This is a genomic window from Pseudoalteromonas sp. APC 3250 (assembly GCF_030407915.1).
In the GTDB taxonomy this organism is placed as follows: Bacteria; Pseudomonadota; Gammaproteobacteria; order Enterobacterales; family Alteromonadaceae; genus Pseudoalteromonas; species Pseudoalteromonas tetraodonis.
Genome location: NZ_JASDCM010000021.1, coordinates 1 through 22068, shown reverse-complemented (window position 1 = coordinate 22068; position 22068 = coordinate 1). Strand labels below are relative to the sequence as shown.

Here is a 22068-nt window from a genome sequence, read left to right as displayed (position 1 = left end):
TCGCGTCATTGCAAGTACTTATCCTTAGCGTTAAAACACGTTAATATGTGCACATATTAAAGCGAACCCTATGAGCTATGTTTAATCAACACGTCAAAAATAACCATGTCATTTTGAGCCATCCTCAATATAGCAGCCAGATAGAGTTAGATTGGTTTAGCCCCGACTTTTGGCAGCAACAGCAAAAAATTGTTGGCGCTAAAAAGGGACGTGCAACCGCATGGTTTTTTAAACACGCAGATTTAACGGCTGTGTTGCGCCATTATTGGCGTGGCGGCCTGATAGGAAAGCTACTCAGTGATCAGTATTTGTACTGGGGGCTTGAGCATACCCGTGTTTATAAAGAGTTTAGCTTGATGACACAATTAATAGAGCTAGGTTTAAATGTACCAAAACCTATTGCCGCTAAAGTGAGCCGCCATGGTTTTATTTACCTAGGTGATATTATTACTGAAGCGGTTAGCGGCGCTAAAAGCGTATTAGATATACTGATTGAACGCGCATTGAATGATATTGAAATAAAAAAAATAGCCAGCACAATTGCGTTATTTCATAATAAAGGGGTGTATCACGCTGATTTAAATATTAATAATATTTTATTTGATGACAGTGGCAACGTTTTTATTATCGATTTTGACCGCGGCGAAATAAAAACACCCGATAAAAAATGGCAACAAAGCAACATGTCTCGACTACAGCGCTCATTTTTAAAAGAGCAAAGCCGCAATAGCAGCTTTCATTGGCAAGAAAACGATTGGCAAAGTTTAAATAAACACTACCATAATGGGTTAACCTAATAAAAACTAGTTTGCTAACGCTAAGTATTGCTCTGTTACTCTATCGGCACACACCTTTTCTAAAATAGCTGCGTTGGTTACATTTGGGTTATCTGCGAGCACTTGCTTAACTGCGAGCGCTAGGAGCTCACCTTGGCCAATAGGTACTAGATATTTACTTAGTTCACCCGTAAGTATTTCACTTGGACCATGAGGGCACTCAGTACTGACAGCAGGCGTACCTACTGCTAAAGCCTCGACTAGCACATTACCAAACCCTTCAAAGTCTGAACTTAACAATAAAGCTTTTGCCTGCTTTATCCAGTTATATGGGTTTTGTACAAATCCCGGAACAATAAGCTGATTTTCAATACCATATTCTTTGGCTAACTTTAATGCCTTTTCTTTTTTGTTACATAACAGCACTAATTTGTATTTTTTATCTAACTTGGCAAATGCAGAAAATAAAATATCATGGCGTTTTTGTTTAGCTAAACGTCCCACATGAATAAGATAGGGAGAATCGGGTATATTTGTATTCACCTCATTAGCTTTATCATTGATTGTTTTAAAATTGAATGGATTATAAATAGTGGTAATAGCACTTGGGGTTATTAAGCTGCCTTGTTGTATTTCTTCTTCAACCCCTTTGGACACGCAGATCAGTGATTTACCATTAAGATTTTGTTTACTCTTTTTAAGATATAAGTATGAAAGCGGGCCTAGTTTTTTTTGCCTAGCGAGCTCTGCATTAACTGAGTTATGAACAACAAAATGGATATTTTTTATTTTACTCTGCGCTAATAAGTTATTACTACGATCTAAATTAGAAAGTACTATATCAATAGACCCAAGTTTCCGTAACTTTTGCTCAAACCATGTCTCTAACACTCTGATATTCTTTTTTATCTGCCAAAATCGATCTACTTTTGTTGCTCGACCTGAAAATAAACTTTCAACGTTCAAAGTGGTTGGAATGTCATATTCAATATTTTGCGCCAATGACAAGATAGTCACATTGTGGTCTTTTAATACCATCTCTTGCGCTAATGTAAGCATTACCTTTTCAGCGCCACCACCAACAAGAGAGTCAATTACAATGACAATATTCATAGCTTATTCCCCTGCAACAGTACTTTTACACCATTCGTTATAACATCAAAGCTATGTACATTTTCTAACAACATATATTGGCTGAGTGTATTGTTATAATTTGGCTCAGTAAGTAGCTCTTGCACTTTTTGAGTGATGTCTAAAATATCAAGCTCAGCTTGTTTAACAACGCCAGTGGCTGCACAACGTGCGACTCGATCACTCTGATCTTTTGAAATAGCACAAGCAATGGTTGGGGTTTGCAAAGCAATAGCTTGTAGTAAAGTATCACCCGCGCTCAGTAATGCAATTTTAGCCTGACTGAGTAAGGCTAAAAATTCAGTTCCCTCTTGGCTTGGCAAACAAATTAACTCATTGGTTTTAGGTAACAACTTAGTGTAGTTAGGGCCAAATACCACCACGCCTTTCAAGCCTGTTTGTTTAGCAATAACAAGCCCTGCTTGAAAATATATATCTGCGCAATTTACGCCATTAACTGTATGACCACCAGAGCCCGCGTTAACAATAAAGAATTCTTTTTCTTTCAAGTGATAACGGTTTAGTGCATCGCATTTTTGTTGCGCTGATGCAAATACTGTAAATGGCCCAACATTAGCAGGATAGGCCAAAGGCAACATGCTCAATTTTAGCTTTTCATACCACGAAAGAGGTTCAATACAGTAATCCGGTTGTACAACCCAATGAGTATCAATAAGACCAGTCCTATTAAGCTTTAAACCTTTTGCCCGCTTTTTTGCATGCTGCGAAATAAAAACAACTTTAGCACCCACTTTTTTTGCCGCTTTCATTTGCTCAGCGCGTCCTGCACAATCAAACAGCACAACATCTGGCTGGTACTGCTCAATTAATTCACAAACTGCTTCAACTTCCTTAGTTGGCGACTGACTTAGTAGTGTGGTAGTGAATGGGCAGTGCTTAGCATAAGCCGTATGCTTATTTAAGATAAAATGAATATCTAACTGCTTGCCATACTCAGCCTTTAAAGTTTGAGCCAGCTGTAATGAGCGCATATATTCACCAATACCTTCTGGTGATGACACAGGAATAAATAAAAGTCGTTTTTTGCTCATTACAATCTCACTGGCTTATTTGACCTGCAGTATACCAATGGCAACTTTTTAGCGATAGATGGTAAGCATTTTTCTATATGATTTAACATACCAATTTAGATTTAATTACTGCAATAAAGAGCGTAGATTGCTAAACTTACCGGCAATTTCAATCACAAGGATCTGAGCTTTGCGAAACAAATTTTTTATACTCTCTTCGCTTTTTTGTGCAATGAGTGCCCCTGTTTATGCTGAACCCTGGGTTAAACCTGATGATTTTGGGTTAAGAGCGGATATCCAGCAACTCGCCGATGCGGGTATTATTTTAGCGCCAGTGACTACCTATCCGTTAATGTGGAAAAGTTTTATTGCTGATTTAGATAATGCCCGACTAGAGCAATTATCACCTCGCTTACAAGATGCGTTATTGCGTGTAAAACATCGTTATAAGTCAGAAAACAGTGGTTCACATAGTGTTCAACTTTCTGCATTTGCCAGCTCAGACCCATTAGCGACCACCAGCTTTGGTGCAACGAATACCCAAGAGTCAGAATTAACAGCAGCCTATGCTTACCTAGGACATAACTTTGCAGCTAAAATTGCGCTTAATCACCGCAGTGATGGCAAAAACTGCTTAGTCAACGGTAAAACAACAGACGATATAGTTAACAATGAGCAAGCACTGACTGACTGCAATGATACCTCACTTGATGATAGCTATTTAGCGTATCGTTTAGGTAATTGGATATTTAGAGCCGGTGCGGTTGAACAGTTTTGGGGACCAGGCGTTGATAACAGTCTAATTATGTCTGGTAACGCCAAACCACTTCCTGCAATAAGTATCAGCAGAGAACAAAGCAGTGCATTTGAAACACCTTGGCTGAGTTGGATTGGTCAGTGGAGCTTTACTGCACAAATGGCTAAACTTGAATCAAACCGCGTTATTCCTGATGCGTTATTATGGAGCACTCGTGTTAACTTTCGCCCCGTTCAACAATTAGAAATAGCACTGAGCTGGTCAGCACAATGGGCTGGTAAGGGACAACCAAGCTCGGCTAGTGATTTTATTGATATGATTGCCGGTGATACAAAATGTGTTGATGGCACTTCTAATTGTGATAGCCAGTTAGAGTCAAAAATAGGTAATCAATTAGCTGGTATTGATATTCGCTGGTCTGATACGTTGTTCAATCAACCTTATGCCGTTTATGCCAGTACGATTGGTGAAGATGCGAGCTCACAGTTTAAACCAGCTGATAGAGCGTACTTATTTGGCTTACAAACAACACATCGTGTTTACGAGCAGAATTTACTAGTCAACTTAGAATACATTGATACAGGTGTCTCTTGCTCTGCGGGGTCAACGACCGAAAATTGCTATTATGAGCACACTGATTACCAATCAGGATACCGTTACCATGGTCGCCCTATCGGCTCTACCTATGATAATGATGCTCAATCACTAGTACTTACTGTACTTGGGCAACTCTCAAGCGGAACTGACTGGCAAGTAAAATTACGTGATATTGACTACAACAGCGACAACCGTGACCGTTACCCAAATAATCCAGATTTAGGTAATTCGATTACTAAAACAGGCTTTAGTTCTAAACAACTTGAAGTACGCTACAGAATGCTTGCCATGGGGGGGCGCTTAACCCTTGGCGGACTTGCCTCTAATAACGATGGAGCAGAAAACGATACGTCTGCATTTGCTAAGTTCGAATACAACTTTTAGTTTCATTAATAACATTAAAAAGAGGATAAACTGCAGTTTATCCCCTTTTTTTGATTAGCGAACTAGCTTTTTATTTTGCTAATCACTTTTGATGTTGAACAGCCATCTAAAAACTCAAGCACTTCGACTTTTCCGCCATGGCGCAGCACATGCTCCGCACCGGCTATTTGTTCTACCGTATAGTCGCCGCCTTTGACAAGAATATCAGGGCTTATTTGCTCGATAAGTTTTGCCGGCGTGTCATTTTCATCAGCACTTCCAAACGGGATAACCCAATCAACGGAGGCAAGTGCACTGAGGACCATGGCGCGCTCATCTAATGGGTTTATTGGGCGTTCTGGGCCTTTCAAACGAGCAATAGAGTCATCATTGTTTAAACCAACCACTAATCTGTCCCCACGGGCTTTAGCTTGCGCTAAATACCGCACATGCCCTGCATGCAAAATATCAAAGCAACCATTAGTAAATACAATCGTTTCACCATTTTGCTTAGCAAATTCAATATGCTGCAATACATCATCAAACGGGGTTTGATAATGCTCGCCAGTTGCCTGTAAGTATTGCCCCAGCTTTCGACTTAACTCTTCTGGAGAAACCGTAGCCGCGCCCAATTTACTCACCGCAATACCTGCAGCTAAATTAGCAATTTCTACCGCATCTTTAGGCATCATGCCCGCACCTAACATAACGGCAAGGGTTGCAATAACAGTATCTCCAGCGCCAGTTACGTCACTGACCTCAAGCTCTTGAGCTGCAAAATCATATTTTTCAGTGGCATTTATAAGCGACATACCTTGCTCTGAACGGGTAAGTAACATCGCCTTTATACCCGCATCACTAATGAGGTTTCGTGCACTACTTGCAAGTGTCTCTTCTGAGCCCACTTGCCCGCCTGCTAATTTAAATTCATTTAAATTAGGTGTTATATAATCAGCACCGCGATATAACTGTAAGTCCGATGATTTAGGATCAACAAGTACCGTTTTACCTGCTTTTTTGGCCACACTTATCATCTCTTTGATCAGCGATAGCGAGCCTTTGTTGTAATCAGAAAACACTATAAAATCGTAATCATTTAACACAAGCTCTAATCGATTTAATAAAAGCTGGCTATGTGATTCGTTAAAAGTTTCTTCTAAATCTAAACGTACCACTTGCTGATGACGGCTAATTACACGCATTTTAGAAATAGTCGGTAAATCACACACGCTGACAAGCTGTGAATTTATTTTTTCACCTTCTAAAATATTTTCTAAAATTTGCCCACTTTCGTCCTCACCAATAAGGCCTAACAACCCCACTTTACCATCTAAACGGGCTATATTTTTAGCCACGTTAGCCGCACCGCCAGCCTTGTCTTCAAATTTACTTACTTTAACAACGGGCACTGGCGCTTCTGGTGAGATACGCCCTGAATCACCATACCAATAGCGATCGAGCATCACGTCGCCCACCACTAAAATACGTGCTGCTGATAAGTTCTTTAGTAAAGATAAATCCATTACTGCTGCTCCGCAACAACCATATCCATGGCTTCACATAACCAATGGCCAATAAACATGTGTGCTTCTTGAATACGCGCGGTTTCGTCGTTTTTAATAATAATAGGTAACTTTGCAATATCTTTTACTTGCCCGCCGTCACGGCCAGTAAATGCAACCGTGAATGCCCCTATTTTGTTAGCAGCTTCTAATGCTAAATTGATATTTTTACTGGTACCTGATGTAGTTAAACCAATCACGATATCTTCAGGTTTACATAGCGCCTGTACTTGGCGCTCAAACACAGTATCAAAATGATAATCGTTGCTGTGCGCCGTTAAAATAGACGTGTCTGTGGTTAAAGCAATAGACGCTAATGGGCCTCGCTCTAATTTATAACGCACCACAAACTCTGCAGCTAAATGCTGAGCATCGGCAGCACTGCCGCCATTACCAAACCAAACAACCTTACCACCAGCTTGTAAAGCACTATGACATGCTTCTAGCAACTGCATTACCTCTTGATGATACGCCTCCATTGTTTCAAACAATACTTGATGACGGTTTAAACTTTCTAGGTAGCTGGTTGCCACTGAATCTATAATTGACATGAGATATTCCTCTTGGAACTGAAATGGCAGGAAAAATTAATTTCATTATTCCATAATTTTATAGCCAAATCACCTCTATATAACTAAATTAGATGTTTCACAGAAACTAAAATCAAAGGCTTACTGCATGGAAATCGTTTTTGTTATAAAAGTAACCATAAGCATTTCCTAAAATCATGTAACTGATGCAATAGCGTGATTTGAATGACATTGATTTAGTTTATACCCTAGTAAATGAACTCAAACCAACTTTTATACTTTGTATGTTTAGAAATAAGCCGTTTCACGATAAACTAGCTACAATTACATTAAACAAAGCTCAGTATGGCACGCACTTTTTATTCACTTGCACTAATCATTATTAGCCCTTTGATCATATTTTATTTATATGTATTACGTGGTAAAAAAAATTCGGGTTATCGCGCGCATTTTAAAGAACGTTTTGGGTTTGTACGTCGCTGTTTATTTTCTAATAAAACTAAACCTGTTGTTATTCATTGTGCTTCTGTAGGTGAGGTATTAGCAGCAACGCCATTAATTAAAGCGTTGCAAAATGAGCACCCGCAGCTAAATATTTTGATCACTTGTAATACCCCAACTGGCCGCGCACAAATAACAGCACAATTTAAAGATACCGTCGCTATTAGTTATTTACCTATCGATTTTCCTTTTGCCACTGCTCGATTTTTAAAACGCGTAAAACCGCAGTTACTATGTATTTTAGAAACTGAATTGTGGCCAAATATTATGGCTAATGCGCATAACAAAAAAATCCCGGTATTGGTTGTTAATGCGAGACTTTCTGAAAAGTCGCAGCAGGGTTATCAAAAGGTTGCGCAGTTAACTCACCGTATTATGCAATCTATTACTGCGTTAGCCAGTCATAATAAAACAGATGCAGAGCGTTTTATTACACTTGGGCTTGAGCCTTCAAAAAGCCATGTTACAGGTTCAATCAAGTTTGATATAAGCCCCAATCAAGAGCAACTTACAAAGGTGAGCGTGCTCAAACAGTACTATAATAGCCAAGAACGTTTTATATGGGTGGCAGGCTCTACTCACCCTATAGAGCATGAATTAATACTCGATGCCCACCAGCAGTTGTTAAAAAAGCAGCCTGATGCTTTATTGATTATTGCCCCGCGACACCCCGAGCAATTTGATAAAGTGGCTGAACTACTCACACAAAGTACTTTAAGCTTTAGTCGTCGTAGCCAAAATAATTACCAAAACGAACACGTTTTACTTGCCGATACGCTAGGTGAATTACAGTGCTTATACGGCGCGGCTAATGTTAGTTATATTGGCGGTAGTTTGATTCGTCGTGGTGGTCATAACCCGCTTGAGTCAGCCGCATTTTCGGTCGGTGTAATAACAGGCCCTCATACCTATAACTTTGATCATGTCTATCCTGAGTTAACAAAGCTCAAAGGGGCATGCGTGGTAGAAAATTCAGATGAACTGGCACAACAACTCATTACCTTTAGCCAAAATAAAAAGGCATGCCAAACGCTCGGCACAAAAGCGGCGCAATGTGTTGCTAAAAACCAAGGCGCCATAAAAAAAACACTCACTATTATTAATCAATACTTAGAGCCAAAACAGTGAATAACATAGCTATTAGCCAAACCCGAGAATGGGTTTCATCAGTTATTGTAAAATATAACTTTTGTCCGTTTGCCCGTAAAGAAGTCGAAAACAACTGTATTCATTACATTGTAAGTAACGCTAAGACTATCGATGATGCTGTAATGGATATGCTTGAGCAATGTATCGAGCTTGACCGCGAGCGCGAACGAGAAACCACGCTAATCATGTTCGATAACGGTTTTAGTGACTTTGAAGACTTTTTAGATTTAGTCGATTTAGCAAATGCACTATTGGTTGCACAAGGCTTTGAAGGTAAATATCAAATTGCTAATTTTCACCCCGATTATGTATTTGCCGATAGCGATGAAACCGATGCGGCCAACTACACAAATAGAGCGCCGTTTCCTACCTTGCACCTAATTCGTGAAGCAAGTATGAGTGAAGCACTTGAAAATTATGACGAACCTGAGTCTATTCCTGAGCATAATATAAACTTAGCACGCCGAAAAGGTATTGATTTTTGGCAACAATTATTAGAGAACTGTAAAAAACCGAGCGTATAAGCTCGGCTTTTAATACCTTTAGGGTCTGTTGACCTTTGCGGATTACAATTTGTTCAAACTAGGGGCGGTTTAATCGCGGCGCGAGGTTTGTAATCTAGTGGGCTAAGTAAAAACCGAGCAAAGCTTCCGCGTCCTGCTCACGCCCCTTACCTACATCCATGTAGGCAGGCAGAACCCGAAGGGCAGCGCCTGTTTGGCATTGATGCTGCGTTATCGCCTATTTATGGGGAATAACACACTACATAGGCTCTGCCTTGCCTAAATACCAAACAGACTGCTGCAAATTTAACCTTGAAAGATCAACAGACCCTAGTTAACCCGTTAACTTTATTTTTTGACCCAGCTACCGTTTACTTCAATGTAGTGGCCGCTTTGCGTTTTTTCGATTGTTTTTGCCGCTGCCAATGCCTCAACTTGTGCAAGTGACAAGTTATTCTTTTTAGCTAATTTTAAGTACTGTGCCTTACGTTTTTCGTTAACGTCATCAACAACCGCTTTTGCTTCTGTATTTTGTACAACTAATCCAAGGTAGCCTGAGCTGTTTTCACCAACTAAGCCTTGGCTTTTAGCTTCATCTAAACTCATAGCCCAAACTGAAAATGACATACAAACGGCACTAATTAGGGTTACTATATTTAATTTATTTTTAATATTCATATTCTAGCTCCTTAAAATAACTCACTGTCATCGCTAAATAAATTATCGAGCTCTTTATCTACTTTGACACGAATTTCATGATCAACCTTAACATTTAAATTAATAGTGATTGGCTCTTTAGCCGACACCTCAACACGATGCGTACACGCACTTAGCGCTGATATTGCTGCTAACGCGAGCAGCACTTTTATCGATAACGACTGTCTCATTGCCCATTTCCTTTTTGTGAAAATTGTTGCTCAACTTTTTGTGTAATTTCATCACTTAAACGCAGTGCCCGTAAAAGCGTAAATATGTTTTCTTCATGGTTGTAATTAAAGTTAACTTGCTGCTGCGCTTGCTGATTATAACCTTGTAAATTAACTCCAAGCTTTAACCAACCATCATTTTTAAGTACAACGCTGCTATTGAGTTTTTGAATATCTAAATCAGTCAATAACCCCAGTACAGGTTGCAACTCTTGTTGTTGCTGCATCACAGAATCAAATGCAGCATTATTGCTAATTTTTAAATTGCCCTCGCCTTGACTAAACAGACTGCCTTGGCTAATGTGCACACCATTTTTATTAACGCTCACCGGCAGTGTACCAGCCAAACGCCCTGTTAAAGTAATACCCGACTTATCATCAAGGGTGATCAGCTTACTTGCATCAATATTATTAAACGTTACAGTGCTAACTTGGGTTTCTTGTCCAAGCGTATAGTTATCTAATAAAAATGTACCGCCAAGCACATTACCTTCAACATTACTAACAAGCACATTATTGTTATTGACGAGCCATTGCCCTTTAAGGCCTTTGATAACTGCGCCCGCTCTAAACTCATTTAAATGAAAGGTAGTCGGTTTTACATTAAGCCTACCTGAATTAAACTCCCCGCTAAATACACTACTAAAATCACTTGCAAGGTAGTCATTATAAAGTCCACTTAATTGGCGAATATCTATATCAAAGGATGCCCTTTGTAAATTGACATCGCCACTAATATTGCCGTTAAAAGTACCTTTTGTCAGCTTAGCAAGTGGATAAAAATGATTAATAAAGGTGTTTAATGGCAACACACTTTGCGCTGGCACAATCACCTCAAACGGATGCGCCTGTGACGATATATGATGATTTACCACCAACTCAATATCATCTATAAACGCATGGTGCGACGCTTTAAGTGCACGGCTTTGTAATCCACTCGAGTCTATTTTTATATTATTCAGTCTTATATCAGCGCTATTAAGAGCCTTAATTTGCGTTTTCGCAGTTAAATGAGCAAATAACTCACCTACACCTAGGTTTGCTTTTGCCGTGAGACTATTATTTATATTGGTAAGTTTAAATTCTTTATATGCCGCATTTTTTAACTGATTAGTTAATGTAATTTCTGCATTTAGCTGTTTATCCATTTTCGCGGTTAAACCACCTTGATAATGCACTGCTTTTACATCAAAAGCTTCAAAGCTAGCAACGGAAAATTTACTCTGTGTGTACCCGACAGGTTTTGAGTCAATAAATTCACTTAATTCAAAGTAACCACTGAAATTAAGCATATTAGCAGTAACAGGAATAAATGCGGGTAGCCTTTCAAGCTCAACGTTGTAATCACCTTTAACTTTAGTACCATTTAGCTGAGCGCTTATATTAATGCTGTTTATATCTGGCGTGCTTATTTGAGCAGACACCTTTGCCTGCATATTATCAAGCAAAGCGTTTATAGAGAGTGCGGTGTCTGTTATTAAAATATCAAAGTGTTTATTACCTTCACTCATCACATTAATTACTGGAATACTCAGCTCCCCCTGTTCTAAGCGAAGAGCTTTAGAAAGCTTAACCTGCCAATTTAAAGCAACTTGTTTGCTTACAAAATCTGCGTACTCACTTGGTGGAATTAACTCAGTACAGCGAGGGGTTAAATTAATTTTGTTATTAAGTGAACCGGTATCTAGGATTAACGCTTGGTTATTTAAATTAAAGCGAGTAGCCATCTGGCCAGTGGCTAATAAATTAAATTGGCATTTCTCAAACGTATGAGCAAATTGAGCGCTAATCCCCCCGTTCAACTTAAGCTCAATCCCGTCAAAACTAAACGCTTGTTGAGTATTAAAGTTAACAGCATCGAATAAGGTGTTTTTAGTGTTTATTACCTGTTTTAACAGAATGTCATCAACTGCTAGCTGACCACTTATTTTATTGGTGGTTAAAATCGCACTCGCATTTATATCGCCCGTTACATTAAATTGATTTAGCGCAGGTTCTAATACACTAAATTTTAATGGTTTACTGAGCTGATTACTGTTTACTACAAGCTGTTTAATATTAATGAGTGGGCGATTTGAAGGTAGCGCTATCTCAAGCTGTTTAGCCGGTTGATTAGCGTTATCACTTTTAGGTAATGGATTGAGCGTTAATATTGCACTTTGAACACTGACATGCTTTGTATTTGCAGTAATATCAGAGAGTTGTAATTGTTGGTTTTGGTAATTTAAACACACAGTGTCGGCATGTATATTTAACTTTGAGGTAATTGAAAAATCGAGGCAGCTTAATGTGACACCTGCTTTTTTAAGTTCAGGGGCAATGGCCCATTGTAGTAAAGGCAAGCGAAATACATACCCGAGTAATAATAGACTCAGTAAAAGAGTGCCAACAATTAAACCAATGCGCTTAAACATATTATCCTTACATGTTTTTTAATCACTATAATCAAAAAAGGCTGCACAAGGCAGCCTTTTTTATTTTACATCCAGATCATGAATCTAGTGTGTATATTAACCTACATTTTTACGCGCATTACGGAACATACGCATCCATGGGCTATCCTCTTTCCACTCATCTGGGTGCCAAGAGTTAGCAACAGTACGAAATACACGCTCTGGATGTGGCATCATTACAGTTGCACGGCCATCTGTTGATGTAATACCTGTGATACCTTCTGGCGAGCCGTTCGGGTTCGCTGGGTATTGCGTTGTAGGGTTGCCGTAGTTATCAACAAATTTAACCGCTACAGTACCACTTGCAAGTGCTGCTTTTGTTGCTGCTTCGTTTGCAAACTCTGCATGGCCTTCACCATGAGATACCGCAATTGGCATCCGCGAGCCCGCCATACCATTAAAGAATACCGATGGATTCTCTTGTATTTCAACTAAGCTAAAGCGTGCTTCAAAACGCTCTGACTTGTTCGTTACAAAGCGTGGCCAATGCTCAGTACCTGGGATCAACTCTTTTAATGTTGATAGCATTTGACAACCGTTACATACCCCTAAGCTAAAGGTATCTTCACGATGGAAAAAGCTTAGGAATTGATCGCGTGCCATGTCATTAAACAGTATTGACTTAGCCCAACCTTCACCCGCACCAAGCACATCACCGTAAGAGAAACCGCCACACGCCACTAAGCCTTTAAATTGCTCAAGTGTTAAGCGCCCTTCTAAAATGTCGCTCATGTGCACATCAACCGCTGCAAAGCCCGCACGGTTAAATGCAGCTGCCATTTCTAAATGAGAGTTTACACCTTGCTCACGTAAAATAGCCATTTGCGGTTTAGCACCAGTTGCAATATATGGAGCTGCAACATCTTCATTTAAATCAAAGTTAAGTTTTACATTTAAGCCAGGATCTTTTGCGTCAAACTTAGCGTCAAACTCTTGCTTAGCACAATCTGGGTTATCACGACGCGCTTGCATTTGATACGTTGTTTCGGCCCAAATTGTACGAAGTTCAGTACGAGTATGATTAAGTACTGTTTGCTCACCACGATTAAACACGATGTTATCGTCGTTATTTAGCGAGCCAATCACATGACTAATTGCGGCAACTCCATGCTGCTCAAATACCGCATTTACAGCCTCTAAATCGCTATTCGCTACTTGAATTACAGCACCTAGCTCTTCGTTATAAAGCGCTTCAATATCAGAGCCGGTCAAAGTCGCTAAATCAACGGTAACACCGGTGTGACCGGTAAACGCCATTTCAGCGATAGTGGTAAATAAACCACCGTCTGAACGGTCATGGTACGCAAGCAACTTGCTATCAGCGACTAGCGCTTGCATTGCGTTGTAAAAACCTTTTAGTAGCTCTGGGCTATCTACATCAGGTGTTGTATCACCTAATTGCTTATAAACCTGAGCAAGGCTTGATGCGCCCAGTCGGTTTTTGCCCGCGCCTAAGTCAACTAAAATAAGCGATGTATCGCCTTTATCTGTTCGTAACTGTGGGGTCACTGTTTTACGTACGTCTTCAACACGACCAAAAGCAGTGATAATAAGCGATAACGGTGATGTTACAGATTGCTCTGTAGCATCATCTTCGTTCTTCCATGTCGTTTTCATCGACATAGAATCTTTACCTACAGGAATTGTTAACCCAAGTGCCGGACATAACTCTTCACCCACCGCTTTTACCGCTTCGTATAAACCGGCATCTTCTCCTGGGTGTCCCGCTGCGGCCATCCAGTTTGCAGATAACTTAATATTTTCAAGAGAGCCAATGTTTGCACAGGCAATATTCGTTAACGATTCTGCCACTGCTAAACGCGCTGAAGCGCCATAGTTAAGTAGTGCTGCAGGCGTACGTTCACCCAGTGACATTGCTTCACCATGGTAAGTGTCATACGTTGCTGCGGTTACTGCACAGTTAGCTACTGGTACTTGCCATGGGCCTACCATTTGATCGCGTGCTACTAAACCTGTTACCGAACGATCGCCAATAGTAATGAGGAAGGTTTTTTCAGCAATGGTTGGTAAACGTAATAAACGTTCTGCAGCATCAGCAGCACTGATATTTTCAACGTCGAGTGCTTTACCTAACACTTGTTGTGATGTTACATCACGATGCATTTTAGGTGCTTTCCCTAATAAAACATCGAGAGGTAAATCAACAGGATTATTTTCAAAGTGACTATCAGCAACCGTTAAATGAGGCTCTGCAGTTGCTTCACCAATAACCGCATATTGCGCTCTTTCACGCTTACAAATAGCTTCAAAACGATCAAAATCTTCAACAGCGACAGCGAGTACATAGCGCTCTTGCGATTCATTACACCAAATTTCGTGTGGTGCCATGCCCGGTTCATCATTTGGGATATTGCGAAGCTGAAATTTACCGCCACGTCCACCGTCACTAACAAGTTCAGGGAAAGCGTTAGATAAACCACCTGCACCCACATCATGAATAAACGCAATTGGATTTGCATCACCTAGCTGCCAACATTTGTCGATGACTTCTTGGCAACGACGCTCCATTTCTGGGTTTTCACGCTGTACAGAGGCAAAATCTAAATCTTCATTTGATTGACCCGATGCCATACTTGATGCAGCGCCACCGCCTAAGCCAATGTTCATTGCAGGGCCGCCTAGTGCAATGAGTTTTGCACCAACTGGAATATCGCCTTTTTGAACATGATCAGCACGGATATTACCTAAACCACCGGCAAGCATAATTGGCTTGTGGTAACCACGCACCTCTTCACCATTGTGACTGGTCACTTTTTCTTCGTAAGTACGGAAATAACCTAATAAATTAGGACGGCCAAACTCGTTATTAAACGCAGCACCACCTAATGGGCCTTCAGTCATAATATCTAGAGCATTAACAATACGGCCAGGCTTACCAAAATCACTTTCCCAAGGCTGTTCAAAACCAGGAATACGTAAATTAGATACAGTAAAGCCCACTAAACCCGCTTTTGGTTTTGAACCACGACCAGTTGCGCCCTCATCGCGAATCTCACCGCCCGACCCTGTTGCCGCACCAGAGAAAGGAGCAATAGCCGTTGGGTGGTTATGGGTTTCAACCTTCATTAATATTTCAATGTCTTCTTGGTGATACGCATATTCACCTTGTGCATTCGGGAAGAAGCGACCCGCCTTTGAGCCTTTCATTACGGCTGCATTATCTTTATAAGCAGATAATACATTTTCAGGATTATGCTCAAAGGTGTTTTTAATCATTTTGAACAACGACTTTGGTTGTTCAATGCCATCAATAGTCCAATCAGCATTAAATATTTTATGACGACAATGCTCTGAGTTCGCTTGAGCAAACATAAACAGTTCAATATCGTTAGGGTTACGCCCTAACTTAATAAAGTTTTCAACTAAATAATCAATTTCATCATCAGCAAGCGCAAACCCTTGCTCTATATTTGCTGTGGCTAATGCTTCACGGCCGCCACCTAAAATATCAACTGATGACATTGGACGAGGTGCATCGCTGCGAAATAACTGCGCGGCATCTTCTAATTTACTGTGAGTAGCTTCAGTCATGCGGTCATGAAGAAGTGCTGCAACTTGTGCTAACTGTTCTGCACTTAAATCACCTTCAACATAGTAAGCAATACCGCGCTCTACGCGATGAACTTGTTTAAGCCCACAGTTATGAGCGATATCTGTCGCTTTTGAAGCCCATGGCGAAATTGTACCAGGACGAGGCGTCACTAATACCAACTGACCTGCTGGCGCATGCTCAGCAATTGTTGGGCCGTAGGTTAATAACTTTTCAAGTTTGGTGTGCTCATCAGTGTTTAATGGCGATGTTAAATCGGCAAAGTGAGCGTATTCGGCATATACATTGGTGACAGGAAGTTGCGATTGTTGGCAACGCGCTAAAATTTTATTAACTCTGAACTCTGAAAGTGCTGGTGCACCACGAAGGATCAACATAAGTAATTTCACCCGGGGTTAGGGATTGAACGATATTTTAGGCGCGCATTATAGTCCAAATTACTCTCAGATTTAACTCAAAAATGCGCTTTTCATTAAATTAACTTTTTCTTTTTGTTTACACCTATTTTTTACTCACTGCGATTAAACGATAAGTGACGTAATCAGTAAGTTTTGTTATAACAGGAGGTACGATGCTAAAGAGGCGAATATGTTGAAGATAAAGCTAATAACAATCATTACGTTAGTCATACTTTTGTGTGCATGTAATACACAAGAGCAATCAACACAGCTTGCCCAAATCAAATCTGAAAACAAAATTCGTATTGGTACACTTGCTAGTGCAAGTAATTACTATCAAGCCGTTCAAGGGGAACAAGGATTTGAATTTGAGCTCTCTCAAGCGTTTGCAGACTACTTAGGGGTAGAGCTTGAAATTGTACCCTTTTTTAATTTATCCGAAATGTTTGCGCGTTTGGACAGTGGTGACCTCGATTTAATTGCCTCAGGGCTTACTTACAATAAAGTACGTGCTGAGCGCTATCGCTATGGCCCTACATACAGAACAATTAGCCAAAAATTAGTCTTTAAACAAGGCCGTGAACGCCCTCGTGATTTTGATGATTTAACCGGAAACTTCACCGTTATCGCTAAAAGTAGCCATTCATTAACATTAGAAGAAATTCAACAAACCAACCCAAACTTAAGCTGGAATGAAACCGAAGAGTTTGATGAAGAAGAATTACTACAAGCAGTTATTGACGGCGAAATAGATTACACCTTAGCGGATTCACATACTTTAGCGCTATTTCGTCGCTATCACCCTAATTTAAGTATTGGCTTTTCAGTTACCCGAAATGATTCAATTGCATGGATACTAAGAAAGTCGAATGATGATTCGCTATACGCATTATTAGTCCCCTTTTTTGGTGAAGCAAAACAAAATAATCAACTTTATGTGCTCGAAGAAAAATACTTCGGTCATGTCCGCCAATTTAATTACGTTAATACCTTGGCCTATATAGACGCAATTAAAGAAACACTGCCTAAATATCAACCTTGGTTTATGCAATATGCAGGTAGCCTAGATTGGCGCTTACTGGCAGCACTAAGTTATCAAGAGTCGATGTGGAACCCGCGTGCTAAGTCACCAACCGGTGTGCGTGGTATTATGATGCTAACAAGACGCACAGCAAAACAAGTCGGTGTAACAAACCGCTTAGAACCAGAGCAAAATATACGCGGTGGTGCACAATACCTAGCAAAATTAATTAAACGCGTCCCGGATCGAATCCCTCAACCTGATCGTACTTGGCTTGCACTTGCCGCCTATAATGTAGGTTGGGGACACGTTAACGATGCCCGTATTATTACCAAGCAACAGGGAGCTAGCCCTGATAAATGGGCCGACGTTAAAAAGCGCTTACCATTGTTAGTAAAAAAACGTCACTATCGTAATACCCGTTATGGCTATGCTCGCGGTGATGTAGCTGTGACCTATGTTGATAATATACGCCGCTATTACGATGCGCTTGTTTGGCTTGATGAAAATAATGCAATAGCTCCGATTACCTCAACAAATGAAACAGAAGAGAAAATCGTTAAACCAGATGATTCAGAGCAACGTACAAGTAATGCCGCTGAAGAAAAAAAATAAATACGCAGCTTAGTAATTAACTGAACATCAGAAAATCAAATAGTTGTTTACTTGTAATCAATTATTCAATAATCTGGCTTAATTGTATAAAATTTTGTGTCATTACCAAGCACATAAGGATAAGTCATGCTTAAACGTAGACGTACACATCAACTTAAACGTTGTATAAAGCACTCAACCGCCACTCGTCGTCGAGTGATGTTAAGAAATTTACATAAAAAAATAATTTGGCGCCGCCGCATGTTTGCTATGCAGCAAATGGCTGAATTAGACGCCTTAATAGCAGCAGCTGACTAATCGCTGTTACTATTACGAGCGGCTTGCTTTGCCGCCTTTATTTGTGCTCGGCGACGCTTAAAAAAACTAGAAATAGTCTCTGCACATTGTGTTTCTAATACCCCACCCGTTATTTCTACCTGATGGTTTAAACGAGGTTCTTGTAAAAGGTTCATAATTGAACCAGCAGAACCCGTTTTAGCATCGGCTGCGCCAAATACTAAGCGTTTAATTCGGCTATGTACTAATAAACCTGCGCACATAGAGCATGGCTCTAGCGTGACGTAAAGAGTACAGTCAATTAAGCGGTAATTATTAAGTACTTTTCCTGCTTCACGTACCGCTATCATCTCAGCATGAGCCGACGGGTCGTTATCAGTAATTGAACGATTATAGCCTGCGCTAATAAGCTGATTATCTTTGACAATTATAGCCCCTACCGGGATCTCATCTAGCTGCTCCGCTTGTTTTGCATACACAAGCGCTTGTTCCATCCAATATTGGTCGTCAAATGGCTCTGTCATTATTATTACTTAACTATTTTTTATGCCGTAATTATACCAACTTAGCGCAATAAAATGCGTCATTGATCACTTTATTGCAAAAATAAAACAAATTTAAGTGGTTTGTCATGGCTCATAAGGCAGGATTTACGCTATAATCTCACGCTTTTTTTATTTAGCTCACAACACGGGTAGCAAATGAAATTTCCTGGACGCCGCAGGCATAAACATTATTTTCCAGTGGAAGCCAAAGATCCACTGACCAATCAACTTAACGCCACTGAGCGATTACACCGCAGCTATATTACGGGGATCGATCAAATCGTTGTTGATATAGAAGCTAAGGTTGACCAAGCTTTTCTCGATGAATTTCAATTGCGCCGAGGGATGTCGCAAGTTATAGATAATGACATCACCAATGCTTTATACGATCGCTTAAAACTAAACGACATGGTCGATTACGAATTCGCAGGCGGAACCGTTGGCAACACGATGCACAACTATTCCGTACTTGCTGATGACCGTTCGGTGCTATTAGGTGTAATGAGTGAAAACATAAAAATAGGCAGTTATGCTTATCGCTTTTTATGTAATAACTCAAGTCGCGTAGACTTAGACTACTTACAGCCTGTAGATGGTCCTATAGGCCGCTGTTTCACATTGATTGATGAAACGGGTGAACGCACCTTTGCCATTAGTGCTGGCCTGATGAATTATCTAAAGCCTGAGTCAATTGATAAAGAGCTAATCGAAGGCTCATCGGCATTAGTGATTAGCGCTTATTTAATGCGTACTCAAGGCGATGAAACCATGACCGAAGCGACCATGCAAGCAATCAAGTATGCTAACGATGCAGATGTACCGGTTGTATTAACACTCGGTACTAAGTTTCTTATCGAGCAGGATCCGACATGGTGGGCTAACTTTGTAGAAAAGCATGTTGATATCCTTGCTATGAACGAAGAAGAAGGCCAAGCAATTACTGGATTTGAAGATCCATTACTAGCTGCCGACAAAGCATTAGACTGGGTTGATTTAGTAATTTGTACTGCCGGTGAAAAAGGCTTATTTATGGCCGGTTTTGTTGATGACAGTTTCAAACGCGAAACAGAGTATCCACTTTTGCCTGGTGCTATCCCTGACTTTAATCGTTATGAGTTTTCACGTGCAATGCGTAAAGTTGACTGTGAAAACCCAATAAAGGCATATAGTCATACTGCTCCGTTTATGGGCGGGCCTGACTCGATTAAAAATACCAACGGCGCTGGTGATTGTGCTTTAGCCGCTGTATTGCATGACTTATCAGCGAATGTTTATCATAAGTTGAACGTTGCTAATTCAGCAAAACATCAGCAACAAGCGATTACCTACTCTTCGCTCGCTCAAATTAGTAAATACGCCAACCGTGCAAGTTACGAAGTGCTGGTTCAGCATTCTCCACGCTTATCACGTGGCTTACCAGAGCGCGAAGATTGTTTAGAGCAAGTGTATTGGGATCAATAAAATCCCAATGCACTAAGCGTATTTAAAATATCGATATATCAAGCTTTTTAGATAGCAGCTCTAATGCTGCTATTCCTGCGACTGAATTACCAAAAGAGTTTAATCCTGGGGAATACACTGCCACAGTAAATCTATTCGGTAACACCGCCAATATAGTGCCAGAAACACCTGATTTGCCCGGCATTCCTACTCGATAACCAAAATCACCCGCCGCATCATATAAACCACTGGTAAATAACAACGAATTTAGTTGCTTATTCTGACGACTAGAAAGCACTCGTTTAGAAGAACTATAGTCTATCCCTTTATTAGCTAAAAAATTGTACGCCTTAGCAAGTTCGATACAATTAAGTTCTATGGCACAAAAATTAAAGTATGACCACAGCACATCATCAACTTCATTTTCAAAGTTACCGAATGATTTCATTAAGTGTGCCATTGCCGCATTTCGATGCCTAAACTCATACTCTGAATTAGCCACTTGCTTATCTATTACGATACTTCGATTACCAGATAAATCGCGAAATGTTTCCAGCATAGAGTGCATGGGTGCTGATAAGCGACTATATAAAGCATCACAGGTAACTATGGCACCCGCATTAATAAATGGGTTACGGGGTATGCCTTTTTCAAACTCAAGCTGTGTCAGTGAATTAAATGCTGTTCCAGAGGGCTCTTTACCCACTCTACTCCATAGTTCATCGCCATAACGTTGCAGCGCTAATGTCAGAGTCATTACTTTAGAAACAGATTGAATAGTAAAACGCTGTTCACAATCACCCGCGCAAAATATCTCCCCCTCAGTGGTGTAAATGGCAATAGAAAACTGCTCAAGATCAACTTCAGCAAGAGCAGGGATATAATCAGCAACCTTACCTTGGCTCAATAAAGGTTTAACCTCTTGAGTTATCTCATTTAGCACTCGTTGATAATCACTGGTTGGCAATAGACACCTCAATAATATGCAAAGTTAAAATCAAATTTTAACACGTAGGATCTATAACTGCATGAGAATGTTAAGTCTATAAGTTATTAGTAATCTGATAGGAAGCATATACATGATGAGATTGGCTGGCAGTCTCTTTTTTTAAGATATTGCGTAATTCATCTTCAAATTTAAAACAATAAAAAACCAGCATTTTGCTGTAACGTGGTTCTGTTATTTGGAGCCAGTGCGCTAATTTATAGCGACAATACAATAGAACATCCCACTTTTTTGTTTAGATCCAAGCTGTTTTGTTTGATGTATAGGAATACGAATGCCGTGGAGCACAGGATGTACGAGAAAGGCCACCACTGAGTTCGGCATGGGCTCTTGGCTATTTATTAAATCCCAGACAGCAAAAAACCCGTCACATCGCTGTAACGGGTTTCTCTTATTTGGATCCTGGTAATGTCCTACTTTCACATAGCAAATGCTACACTATCATCGGCGCTGTTTCGTTTCACTACTGAGTTCGGCATGGGGTCAGGTGGGTCCAAAACGCTATGGTCACCAAGAAAATTCTTTTCAATTTTCTTATTATTTATTTTTAAATTTAAAGTCTTTCGACTAAATTTGGAGCCTGGTAATGTCCTACTTTCACATAGCAAATGCTACACTATCATCGGCGCTGTTTCGTTTCACTACTGAGTTCGGCATGGGGTCAGGTGGGTCCAAAACGCTATTGTCACCAAGCAAATTTGGTGTAAGGTCGATTTAATCGAGCTTACTAAAATTTGGAATTTCTGATAATAAAAGTCTTCAAGTATCTACTTTAGTCTATTAACTTCTTGCTTAAACTATCACATAAAACGCGTTTGGCGTTGTATGGTTAAGCCTCACGGGTAATTAGTACAAGTTAGCTTAATGGCTCACACCACTTCCACATCTTGCCTATCAACGTTGTAGTCTTCAACGGC

17 protein-coding genes and 3 rRNA genes are annotated in these 22068 nt (G+C 40.2%); 7 read left to right on the top strand and 13 right to left on the bottom strand.

All coding sequences use genetic code 11. The annotated features are described in order from the left end of the window. Positions 1 to 77 precede the first annotated feature (77 nt). Positions 78 to 797, top strand: a complete 720-nt coding sequence (locus tag QL986_RS16650; RefSeq protein ID WP_290191730.1) for a 3-deoxy-D-manno-octulosonic acid kinase — start codon at positions 78 to 80, stop codon at positions 795 to 797. A 6-nt stretch (positions 798 to 803) separates the two neighbouring features. Here the strand turns inward: QL986_RS16650 and QL986_RS16645 are convergent, their stop codons facing one another. Together QL986_RS16645 and QL986_RS16640 are read right to left on the bottom strand one after the other, a co-directional pair. Further along, on the bottom strand, positions 804 to 1889 hold the full coding sequence (locus QL986_RS16645) for a glycosyltransferase (protein ID WP_290191729.1): 1086 nt from the start codon (positions 1887 to 1889) through the stop codon (positions 804 to 806). Next, positions 1886 to 2959 carry a glycosyltransferase family 1 protein gene (locus tag QL986_RS16640; RefSeq protein WP_290191728.1) on the bottom strand — a complete coding sequence of 358 codons (1074 nt, stop codon included), beginning with the start codon at positions 2957 to 2959 and terminating at the stop codon, positions 1886 to 1888. The genes QL986_RS16645 and QL986_RS16640 overlap by 4 nt, the downstream gene beginning before the upstream one ends. Positions 2960 to 3128: 169 nt before the next feature. Between QL986_RS16640 and QL986_RS16635 the strand changes: the two genes are divergently transcribed. After that, positions 3129 to 4676, top strand: a complete 1548-nt coding sequence (locus QL986_RS16635; RefSeq protein WP_290191727.1) for a capsule assembly Wzi family protein — start codon at positions 3129 to 3131, stop codon at positions 4674 to 4676. A gap of 62 nt (positions 4677 to 4738) precedes the next feature. On the opposite strand, the gene hldE is transcribed toward QL986_RS16635, so the two are convergent. Next, entirely contained in the window at positions 4739 to 6178 is a 1440-nt protein-coding gene (hldE, locus tag QL986_RS16630; RefSeq protein WP_290191726.1) for a bifunctional D-glycero-beta-D-manno-heptose-7-phosphate kinase/D-glycero-beta-D-manno-heptose 1-phosphate adenylyltransferase HldE, read from the bottom strand. Continuing rightward, complete coding sequence (locus QL986_RS16625) at positions 6178 to 6768, bottom strand: SIS domain-containing protein (protein ID WP_028835523.1); 591 nt, start codon at positions 6766 to 6768, stop codon at positions 6178 to 6180. Before QL986_RS16625 ends, hldE begins: the two co-directional genes overlap by 1 nt. Positions 6769 to 7092: 324 nt before the next feature. Here QL986_RS16625 and waaA point away from each other — a divergent pair, with 324 nt between their 5' ends. Both waaA and QL986_RS16615 read left to right on the top strand, forming a co-directional pair. Further along, the gene (waaA, locus tag QL986_RS16620) at positions 7093 to 8376 is read left to right on the top strand and encodes a lipid IV(A) 3-deoxy-D-manno-octulosonic acid transferase (RefSeq protein WP_036956739.1); all 1284 of its coding nucleotides are present in this window, start codon (positions 7093 to 7095) and stop codon (positions 8374 to 8376) included. Continuing rightward, positions 8373 to 8921, top strand: a complete 549-nt coding sequence (locus QL986_RS16615; RefSeq protein ID WP_036956738.1) for a DUF1415 domain-containing protein — start codon at positions 8373 to 8375, stop codon at positions 8919 to 8921. The genes waaA and QL986_RS16615 overlap by 4 nt, the downstream gene beginning before the upstream one ends. Before the next feature lie 327 nt (positions 8922 to 9248). Here QL986_RS16615 and QL986_RS16610 read toward each other — a convergent pair whose 3' ends face one another. The 4 genes from QL986_RS16610 to purL all read right to left on the bottom strand — a co-directional run bounded on the left by QL986_RS16610 (position 9249) and on the right by purL (position 16227). Next, complete coding sequence (locus tag QL986_RS16610) at positions 9249 to 9578, bottom strand: YdbL family protein (RefSeq protein ID WP_008468219.1); 330 nt, start codon at positions 9576 to 9578, stop codon at positions 9249 to 9251. An 11-nt stretch (positions 9579 to 9589) separates the two neighbouring features. Then, positions 9590 to 9787, bottom strand: a complete 198-nt coding sequence (locus QL986_RS16605; protein WP_028835526.1) for a YnbE family lipoprotein — start codon at positions 9785 to 9787, stop codon at positions 9590 to 9592. Continuing rightward, on the bottom strand, positions 9784 to 12240 hold the full coding sequence (locus QL986_RS16600) for a YdbH domain-containing protein (RefSeq protein WP_290191725.1): 2457 nt from the start codon (positions 12238 to 12240) through the stop codon (positions 9784 to 9786). The genes QL986_RS16605 and QL986_RS16600 overlap by 4 nt, the downstream gene beginning before the upstream one ends. Positions 12241 to 12336: 96 nt before the next feature. Next, entirely contained in the window at positions 12337 to 16227 is a 3891-nt protein-coding gene (gene purL / locus QL986_RS16595; protein ID WP_024601838.1) for a phosphoribosylformylglycinamidine synthase, read from the bottom strand. 211 nt (positions 16228 to 16438) lie between these two features. On the opposite strand from purL, the gene mltF reads away from it, so the two are divergent. Further along, the gene (gene mltF / locus QL986_RS16590; RefSeq protein WP_024601837.1) at positions 16439 to 17884 is read left to right on the top strand and encodes a membrane-bound lytic murein transglycosylase MltF; all 1446 of its coding nucleotides are present in this window, start codon (positions 16439 to 16441) and stop codon (positions 17882 to 17884) included. A 126-nt stretch (positions 17885 to 18010) separates the two neighbouring features. Next, entirely contained in the window at positions 18011 to 18181 is a 171-nt protein-coding gene (locus QL986_RS16585; protein ID WP_008468235.1) for a hypothetical protein, read from the top strand. Here QL986_RS16585 and tadA read toward each other — a convergent pair. After that, positions 18178 to 18684, bottom strand: coding sequence for a tRNA adenosine(34) deaminase TadA (tadA, locus tag QL986_RS16580; protein WP_013464271.1), 507 nt, complete (start codon positions 18682 to 18684; stop codon positions 18178 to 18180). The two genes, QL986_RS16585 and tadA, sit on opposite strands and share 4 nt — an antisense overlap. Positions 18685 to 18861: 177 nt before the next feature. Here tadA and QL986_RS16575 point away from each other — a divergent pair, with 177 nt between their 5' ends. Beyond that, positions 18862 to 20166: an inosine/guanosine kinase gene (locus tag QL986_RS16575; protein WP_013464270.1), complete on the top strand. Its 1305-nt coding sequence runs from the start codon at positions 18862 to 18864 to the stop codon at positions 20164 to 20166. A 22-nt stretch (positions 20167 to 20188) separates the two neighbouring features. Here the strand turns inward: QL986_RS16575 and glsB are convergent, their stop codons facing one another. From glsB to QL986_RS16555, 4 genes are all read right to left on the bottom strand, one after another. Next, a complete protein-coding gene (gene glsB, locus QL986_RS16570; RefSeq protein ID WP_028835530.1) occupies positions 20189 to 21112 on the bottom strand; it encodes a glutaminase B in 924 nt (307 codons plus the stop codon). A 439-nt stretch (positions 21113 to 21551) separates the two neighbouring features. Further along, positions 21552 to 21666: ribosomal RNA gene (rrf, locus tag QL986_RS16565) — 5S ribosomal RNA — on the bottom strand. Between the two features lie 63 nt (positions 21667 to 21729). Further along, positions 21730 to 21844, bottom strand: a 5S ribosomal RNA gene (gene rrf / locus QL986_RS16560). 132 nt (positions 21845 to 21976) lie between these two features. After that, positions 21977 to 22068, bottom strand: a 23S ribosomal RNA gene (locus QL986_RS16555); the annotation flags it as partial.